The following is an 8,169-nucleotide window of genomic DNA, read 5'->3' as shown; positions in this document are numbered from 1 at the left end:
CTGGGAGCGGCGGGCGGACTCGGTGGCGCCGGATTCGTTGCGTGCCGAGCCGTTGCGTGCCGAGCCGTTGCGCGTTCGATCCTCGCGCCGACGCTCGTCGCGCGATTGCGCCCCTCGCTCCGATCGTCGCTGCGAGCTCCTCTGGCCCTCGTCCGAGGGTTCGGCCGCCTGTTCGGTCCGGTCCTCCTGGGGGGACGGGGCACGCTCATAGGTCCTGCCATAGGGCCGATCGAGCCGTCGGTCATTGTCGAAACTCGAGTTGGCCGGGGGCGTCGACATGTCCGCGTCGTTGATGCGAGAAACGAAGAGCCCGGTCCAGATGCGCTTGAGCAGACTCTCCGACTCGGGGCGCTCCTGATCCTGGCGGGGCGTCGTCAAGGGTAGCGGACTGCTGAGCGGCTCGCGCTGAGGCGCGGGGACGCTGGGCGTGACCTGTTTGACCGCCGGTTCCTCGATCCGCACGGGCTGGCCGAGCTTGGCGTAGTGGGGCGCCGTCTCCGATTCGGACGTCGTGGTCAGATCGTAGCTGGCCTGGACCTCGGCCTGCTTGGCGGCGTCCTGGGTACGAATGCGCTCGATCTGATAGTCGGGCGTCTGCACGTGCTCGTTCGGCAGCAGCAGGATCTCGACCTGCTGGCGGTGCTCGATGTCGAGGATGGTGCGGCGCTTCTCGTTGAGCAGGAAGGTCGCGACGCTCACCGGCAACTGGGCCAGGATGCGCTGGGTGTTGTCCTTCATCGCCTCCTCTTCGAGGATGCGCAGGATCGACAGTGCCAGGGACTCGACGCCGCGGATGGCGCCGCGGCCCTTGCAGCGCGGGCAGACCTGCTGGCTCGACTCGCCGAGCGAGGGACGCAGACGCTGGCGCGACATCTCCAGCAGCCCGAAGCGCGAGATGCGGGCGACCTGAACCCTTGCCCGGTCCTGCTTGAGCGCCTCGCGCAGCCGGTTCTCGACCTCTCGCTGGTGCTTGGGCGGGGTCATGTCGATGAAGTCGATGACGAAGAGACCGCCGAGGTCGCGCAGACGCAGCTGGCGGGCGATCTCGTCGGCCGCCTCCAGATTGGTGTTGAGCGCCGTCTCCTCGATGTCCGCGCCCTTGGTCGCGCGCGCCGAGTTGATGTCGATCGAGGTCAGGGCTTCGGTGTGGTCGATGACGACGGAGCCGCCCGAGGGCAGGCGCACCTCGCGCTGGAAGGCGGACTCGATCTGGGTCTCGATCTGATAGCGGGTGAAGAGCGGGACCTCGTCCTGGTAGAGACGCAGCTTCTTCTGGTTCTGCGGCATCACCTGCTTGATGAAGTTCTCGGCTCGATCGTAGACCGCTCGGTCGTCGATCACGATCTCGCCGATGTCCGCGCGCAGATAGTCGCGGATCGAGCGGATGATGACGTCGCTCTCCTGGTAGATGAGGAAGGGGGCCTTGCGGCTCTCGCTGGAGGCGACGATGGCGCGCCACAGCTGGAGCAGATAGTCGAGGTCCCACTGGAGTTCCTCGACGTTTTTGCCGACGCCCGCGGTGCGTACGATGAGCCCCATGTCCTCCGGGATCTCGAGCTGACTCATGGCGTCGCGCAGCTCGCTGCGGTCCTGTCCCTCGATGCGGCGCGAGACGCCGCCGGCGCGCGGATTGTTGGGCATGAGGACCAGATAGCGTCCGGCCAGCGAGATGAAGGTGGTCAGGGCGGCGCCCTTGTTGCCGCGCTCCTCCTTGTCGATCTGGACCACGACCTCGCGGCCCTCGCGCACCGCCTCCTTGATGTTGGTGCGCGATCCCGGCTTGACACTGTCGGGCTCGAAATAGGCGCGCGCGATCTCCTTGAGCGGGAGGAAACCGTGGCGCTCGGATCCATAATCGACGAAGGCGGCCTCCAGGCTGGGCTCGACCCGGGTGATGATGCCCTTGTAGATGTTGGCCTTCTTCTGCTCGCGGCCGGGTGATTCGATGTCGAGGTTGTAGAGCAACTGGCCGTCGACGGTCGCCACTCGCAACTCTTCCGGCTGAGTCGCGTTGATCAGCATTCTCTTCATGTTGTTCCTTACTCACACCACGGCGCGTGACCCGTGGTTGGCGCCGCGCCGGGGATCGGCTAGGCGATCCTGCGGGCGGTTCGGCGCGTCGCCAATCGGCTCGAAATTCCGGGAGCCTAGGGCGTCGGCACTGTCCGTGCGGCCAAAGTGGTGGACGGCAGCAACGGGCACGCGCACATGAACTATCGTTTACGGGTCCCGATGGGCACCCGCGTCTGGTAAGCCTCGTCGGCCTGGCCTCCATCGCGGCGGGCGAAGGAGGCCAGGGTACGGGGACGCAAGGACGAACAGTTCCGGAGAACGGTCGATGCGACCCTCATGTGGCGACGGGCTCGATACGGAGCGGCTGAGATGGCGCCGGCTGCGCTGGTTTGCCTGGAGGCACGCCTTGGGGAAGTCACAGGGTGTAAAATCTGCGCCACTCGACGTCGCGAGTTCGCTGGACGCACCTCGCGGCCCCTTGGGCGGCATGGTCAGGTTTCGGATGCCGGTAGATGGCCCGAGGACCCTGTCGACGCCTGAAGAATTGGGGGCCGACCCGGTCCTCCGGATGCACTCGCCGCTCCGGGAAAAGATCTCGATTCCATTGGCCAGCGCAGGCGTCCAATGGTATCAGTGAACTCCATTAGCAGCAATTGAGCCAACAGGGCAGGTTCAGATCCCGTTGAAATCTCCACATCCGCACTCCAGATTGCCATCCGAATCGACGTCCGGCGATGCCTATGCACTTCGTCCCCCACCCCTGGAAGATAGAGGTCCGGGGGCTTCGGTACAACCAATGGATTCGGCAAAATTCATCGATTCGGTTCGACTCGTCGAGGTCGACGCCGAATCCGCTGGTCAGCGTATCGACAACTTTCTGCTTCGCTTCCTGAAGGGCGTGCCTCGCAGCCATCTCTATCGCGTACTCCGCCGTGGAGAGGTGCGGGTCAACAAGGGCCGCGTCAAGGCCAGTCATCGCTTGAACGCCGGGGATCTGGTGCGGATTCCGCCGCTGAGGACCTCGACCCCGGAACCCTCGGATCGCGCCCCCCGCAGCCAGATGGAGCGCCTCGAACGCGGCATGCTCTACGAGGACGAGCGTCTGCTGGTGATCGACAAGCCGAGCGGCATGGCGGTGCACGGCGGTAGCGGCCTGAGCTACGGACTGATCGAGTCGCTGCGTCACGCGCGTCCCGGCCGGGAGCTGGAGCTTGTCCATCGGCTCGATCGCGAGACCTCCGGCTGTCTGGTCATCAGCAAGCGCCGCAGCGCCTTGCGCGAGCTGCATCGCCTCATCCGCGAGGGCGGCATGACCAAGCGCTACCAGGCGCTCATCCTCGGGGAGCTGCCGCGCCAGAAACTGGTGGTGGACGCGCCCCTGAAGAAGAACGTGCTGCAGGGCGGCGAGCGTGTCGTGAGGGTCGATCCGGAGCAGGGCAAGCCGGCCCGCACCATCTTTCGACGTCTGCAGCGGCTGCGCGCGGGGGAGCGTATCCTGACCCTGGTCGAGGCCGAGCTGATCACGGGCCGCACCCATCAGATCCGCGTACATGCGGCGCACCTGGGGACCCCGCTCGCCGGCGATCCCAAATATGGCGACGAGGAGATCAACCGCGCCCTCAAGCCGCTGGGGCTGACGCGGCTCTTCCTCCATGCCTCCTCGCTGCGGTTCCGGATCGAGGGGATGGAGCGGGCCTTGAGCGTGGACGCTCCCCTACCCGACGAATTGGCGCAATTTCTGGCTGAACTGGAGGCCACCGAGTGAGTTTCGAGCGACTGACATTCGAACTGATCGTGTTCGACTGGGACGGAACCCTGATGGATTCGGAGGCGCGCATCGTCTCCTGCATCCACAAGGCGTTCGCCGAGCTGAACCTTCCCGTCCCCTCGCGCGAGGCCGCGCGTGACATCATCGGTCTCGGGCTGGACGAGGCCATGGCGCGGCTGATGCCCGGCGCCGGTCCCGGGTTGCGGGCCGAGCTGATCACCCATTACCGGCGCCATTTCCTCGGCGGCGACGCAACGCCCTCGGTGCTGTTTCCGGGGGTTCGGGAGACGCTCGATTGGCTCGCCGGACGGGGCCATCGGTTGGCGGTCGCGACCGGCAAGAGCCGGCCGGGGCTGGACAAGTCGATGCGGGAGACGGGTCTCGGGAGCTATTTTCACGCCACCCGTTGCGCCGACGAGACCTTTTCCAAGCCGAATCCGCAGATGCTGCTCGAACTCATGGAGGAACTGGGCGCGTCTCCGGAGGAGACGCTGATGATCGGAGACACCGAATACGATCTGCTCATGGCGCGCAATGCCCGGGTGGAGTCGCTGGCGGTTTCCTACGGTGTCCATCCGCCCGAGCGTCTCATGGCCCATGGGCCGCTGGCCTGTCTGGACGCGCTGTCCGAGCTGAGGCCGTGGCTGGAGCGGCGTGCCGGCGAGTCCTCGACGACGGGGATGGGTTCCTTGCGCGGTATGGGAGCGGTTGGATGAAGTGGAAATTCTGGGGCGGATCCAAGGAGCCCATGCCATCGCCCGGCCAGGACGACTGGGAGCAGGCGCTGATCAACCGCATGGCGGTCGAGTATCTTCAGGATCAGCGGGCGCGGCGGCGCTGGGGGCTGGCCTTCAAGCTGCTGATCCTCCTCTATCTGATCGGGCTCATGGCGGCGACCTTTTCCGGCCGTTTCGTCGAGGGTCTCTCTTCCTCGGAGGAGCATACCGCGCTGATCGAGGTCAAGGGTGTCATCGCGGCCGACGGCGACGCCAGCGCCGACCGGATCATCTCGGCACTGCGCACCGCCTTCGAGTCCGATCATGTCAAGGGTGTCGTGCTGCGGATCAACAGTCCGGGCGGCAGTCCGGTTCAGGCCGGGTACATCAACGACGAAATCGCTCGGCTGAAGGCGAAGTACAGGAAGGAGCACGACAAGGAGATGCCGGTCTATGCCGTGGCGGTCGATCTCTGCGCCTCCGGTGGCTATTACGTTGCGGTGGGGGCCGACGCCATCTATGTGGACAAGGCCAGCCTGGTCGGATCGATCGGGGTTCGGATCGACAGCTTCGGCTTTCAGGGTCTGATGGAGGATCTCGGCATCGAGCGCCGACTGCTGACGGCCGGGGCCAACAAGGGGATATTGGATCCCTTCTCTCCGCTGCCCGAGACGCAGCGCCAATTCCTCCAGCGCGTTCTGGACCGGCTGCACCAGCAGTTCATCGCCGCGGTGAAGACGGGGCGAGGGGACAAGCTGAAGGGGGGCGACGAGATCTTCAGCGGCCTCTTCTGGAGTGGAGAGGAGGCGGTCGACCTGGGGCTCGCCGACGGGCTGGGGAGTTCGAGCTATGTCGCGCGCGAGGTTATCGGCGCCGAGAAGATTCATGACTATACCCGCAAGCGCGACCTGCTGGACTCGGTCGCGCAGCGTCTTGGGGTGCGGATTGGGAGCGGTATTCTGGAGAGTCTCGGCGTCGTGGGAGGCTCGGGTCTTCCGCATTGACGCCATGCCTGTCTTCATAGGGTCCCGGGATCCAATCCTAAGGATGCCGATCTGGTGAACGCATCGCCTGACAGTCTCGGCTGGCTTGGATGACAGGCCGGCCCCGTGTGGGTGATCGGCCGAAAGGAGTCATGCGGCATGATCGACATGGAATCTGCAAGGACGAGTGAGGTCGCTGGGTCATCCGGGTGTCGCGTCCGATCCCTGTGCCGGTCTTCATTGATTGGCGCCTTCTCCATCGTCGCCATCCTGGCCGTGGCCACGGCCGCGGCCGAGGTCCACACGGTTCAGGAGGGGGCTCGACGCGATCAGGCGCTGCTCGATCCCCGAGACGATGACGAGATCCTGGCGGGTCTGAATGCGCACGGCGTGCCTTCGGTGGGCGTTACGGCCTCCATTGCGGACGCCGATCGGCTGGTGATGGCCAGGGTCGATCGCCAAGACTTCCGTGCCGTTCTCGCGAGGCATGCGCCCTGGTTCCTGTTCGCCGGGCTTCTGGCCCTGACGATTCTGGTCGTCACCGTGCTCTTCATGCGCCAGCGCGAGAAGCTGATCGCCAGTCAGCGCGCACGCGAGGTCCAGGCCGAGAAACTGCGTGCGCTCGAATTGTTGAACGCGATTGCCGACAGTTCGGACGAGGGCATCTTCGCCAAGGATCTGGAGGGACGTTATCTGCTCTGCAACCCCGTCATCTGCGACCTGCTCGGCAAGCGGCCGGAGGACGTCAGGGGCGAGAACTATCGAAACCTCTATCCCCCGGACATGGTCCGGCGCCTGGAGGAGATCGAGCGCCGTATCTTTCAGGAGGATCAGGTCTTCACCGAGGAGGAAACGTACGAGATCGTCTCCTCTCGCCAGGTGCTCTTGACCTCGCGGGGACCCTTGCACGATGCCACCGGGAAGATCGTCGGAACCTTCGGGGTCGCCAGGGATATCACCGAGCGCAAACGGGCCGAAGAGGCATTGCGCGAGAGCGAGGAACGCTATCGTCTGCTGTTCGAGAGCTCGTCCGACGCTCTTCTGGTCATCGATCCCGAGGATGGGCGGATCCTGCGCGCCAACCCGGCCGCGGTGACCATGTTCCGGGCGCAGGACGAGAGCGATTTCGTCTCCCGCCCCTTGTGGGACTATTCAACCGCCGAGCAAGAGGGGCGATTCTCCGCGCACGGAAAGGAGGGGACCTTCATCGCTATGGCTTTGCGTTCCGGGTCCCTCGTGTTCGACTGGCAGCATCGCCGGCTCGACGGCGAGGAGTTCCCGACGACCGTCAGTGTGACCCGCTTCGAGCTCTTCGGCAGGACGATGATCCAGTCCTCCATTCGCGACATCACGCTCAAGAGGCGTCAACAGGAAGAGTTGGTCAACTCCCGCACCAAGCTGCGCGAGCTGACCGCGCACCGCGAACGGGTCCGCGAGGACGAGCGGGCCTACATCGCCCGCGAGATCCATGACCATCTGGGGCAGTATCTGACCGCGCTGCGCATGGAGGCCAACCTCATGGATCTGCTGGTCTCCGAGGATGGGGAGGGGCTGAAGCGGCATCTCGCCAGCATGAAGGAGCTGATCGACCATCTGATCGCCGAGACGCGTCGCGTCATCGCCCGACTGCGGCCCGTCGCCCTGGATCTCGGGTTGGTCTCGGCTGCGGAATGGCTGGCCGCGGACTATCAGGAGCGCATGGGGATTCCCTGTCTTTTGGATGTCGCCGGTGCCGAGGATCTGGATCTCGACGACGATCAAGCGACCACGCTGTTCCGCATCCTTCAGGAGTGTCTGACCAACGTTACCCGCCACGCACGCGCCAAGCGCGTGGAGATCCGCATCTCCGCGTCGGACGCCATGCTGCGCATGGAGGTGCATGACGACGGCCGAGGATTCGATCCGGCCGAGGTCAGGGCCAAAAAGACCTTCGGGCTCATGGGAATCCGCGAGCGCGTCCTCATCTATGGCGGCAGTGCGCGAATCGACAGCCAGCCCGGAAAGGGCACCCGCCTCACCATCCATCTGCCCATCAAGCCGCGAGGGGACGCATGATCCGTATTCTGATCGCCGACGACCATGCCGTGGTGCGCCAGGGAATCCGTCAGGTGTTGGCATTGGGGGCCGATTTCGAGGTCGTCGCCGAGGCGAAGGATGGCTGGGAGGTGATCGAGATGCTGCGCGATGGGCCGGTCGATCTGCTTCTGACCGACATGAGCATGCCCGGCCCCAGTGGTGTCGAGCTCCTGAAGCGTCTGAAGGAGGAGCGCCCGGGTCTGCCCGTGTTGGTGCTGAGCATGCATGGCGAGGCCCAGGTGGCCGCTCGGGCCATCAAGGCCGGCGCCAATGGCTATGTCACCAAGGACTGCGAGCCGGCCGCGCTCTTGAACGCCGTGCGCCGGGTCGCCCGTGGCGGGCATTTCGTGTCGCCCGAGCTGGCGCAGCGCATGGTCTTCGAGACCGGGCTGGGCAGCGAGGCGCCGCCCCACGAATCCCTCTCCGATCGCGAGTACGAGATCTTTCTGCATCTGATCAAGGGGCAGCGGCTCAACGAGATCGCCGAGGAACTGCATCTCTCGCCGAAGACCGTCAGCACCCACAAGATGCGGATCATGCAGAAGCTGGATCTGAAGTCCGCGGCCGAACTGGTGCGCTATGGGATCGAGCGCGGACTCATCTCCTGACCCGA

At 65.2% G+C, this 8,169-nt stretch carries 6 protein-coding genes; 5 read left to right on the top strand and 1 reads right to left on the bottom strand.

All coding sequences use genetic code 11. The features are described 5' to 3' along the window. Positions 1-2,031, bottom strand: a 2,031-nt coding sequence (gene rne / locus D779_RS11365) for a ribonuclease E (RefSeq protein WP_043753968.1), incomplete at its 3' end; no start/stop codon positions are given. A gap of 778 nt (positions 2,032-2,809) precedes the next feature. Here rne and D779_RS11360 point away from each other — a divergent pair. The 5 genes from D779_RS11360 (at position 2,810) to D779_RS11340 (ending at position 8,164) form a co-directional block, all read left to right on the top strand. Continuing rightward, a complete protein-coding gene (locus D779_RS11360; protein ID WP_043753921.1) occupies positions 2,810-3,778 on the top strand; it encodes an RluA family pseudouridine synthase in 969 nt (322 codons plus the stop codon). A gap of 11 nt (positions 3,779-3,789) precedes the next feature. Further along, positions 3,790-4,497: an HAD family hydrolase gene (locus tag D779_RS11355; RefSeq protein ID WP_043753965.1), complete on the top strand. Its 708-nt coding sequence runs from the start codon at positions 3,790-3,792 to the stop codon at positions 4,495-4,497. Continuing rightward, positions 4,494-5,501: a S49 family peptidase gene (locus D779_RS11350; protein WP_052348058.1), complete on the top strand. Its 1,008-nt coding sequence runs from the start codon at positions 4,494-4,496 to the stop codon at positions 5,499-5,501. The genes D779_RS11355 and D779_RS11350 overlap by 4 nt, the downstream gene beginning before the upstream one ends. A 219-nt stretch (positions 5,502-5,720) precedes the next feature. Beyond that, positions 5,721-7,535: a PAS domain-containing sensor histidine kinase gene (locus D779_RS11345; protein WP_043753918.1), complete on the top strand. Its 1,815-nt coding sequence runs from the start codon at positions 5,721-5,723 to the stop codon at positions 7,533-7,535. Then, positions 7,532-8,164, top strand: a complete 633-nt coding sequence (locus D779_RS11340; RefSeq protein WP_043753914.1) for a response regulator — start codon at positions 7,532-7,534, stop codon at positions 8,162-8,164. Before D779_RS11345 ends, D779_RS11340 begins: the two co-directional genes overlap by 4 nt. Positions 8,165-8,169 lie beyond the last annotated feature (5 nt).

Source organism: Imhoffiella purpurea (assembly GCF_000585215.1).
Taxonomy (GTDB): domain Bacteria; phylum Pseudomonadota; class Gammaproteobacteria; order Chromatiales; family Chromatiaceae; genus Imhoffiella; species Imhoffiella purpurea.
This window is presented reverse-complemented; position numbering and strand designations above follow the sequence as displayed.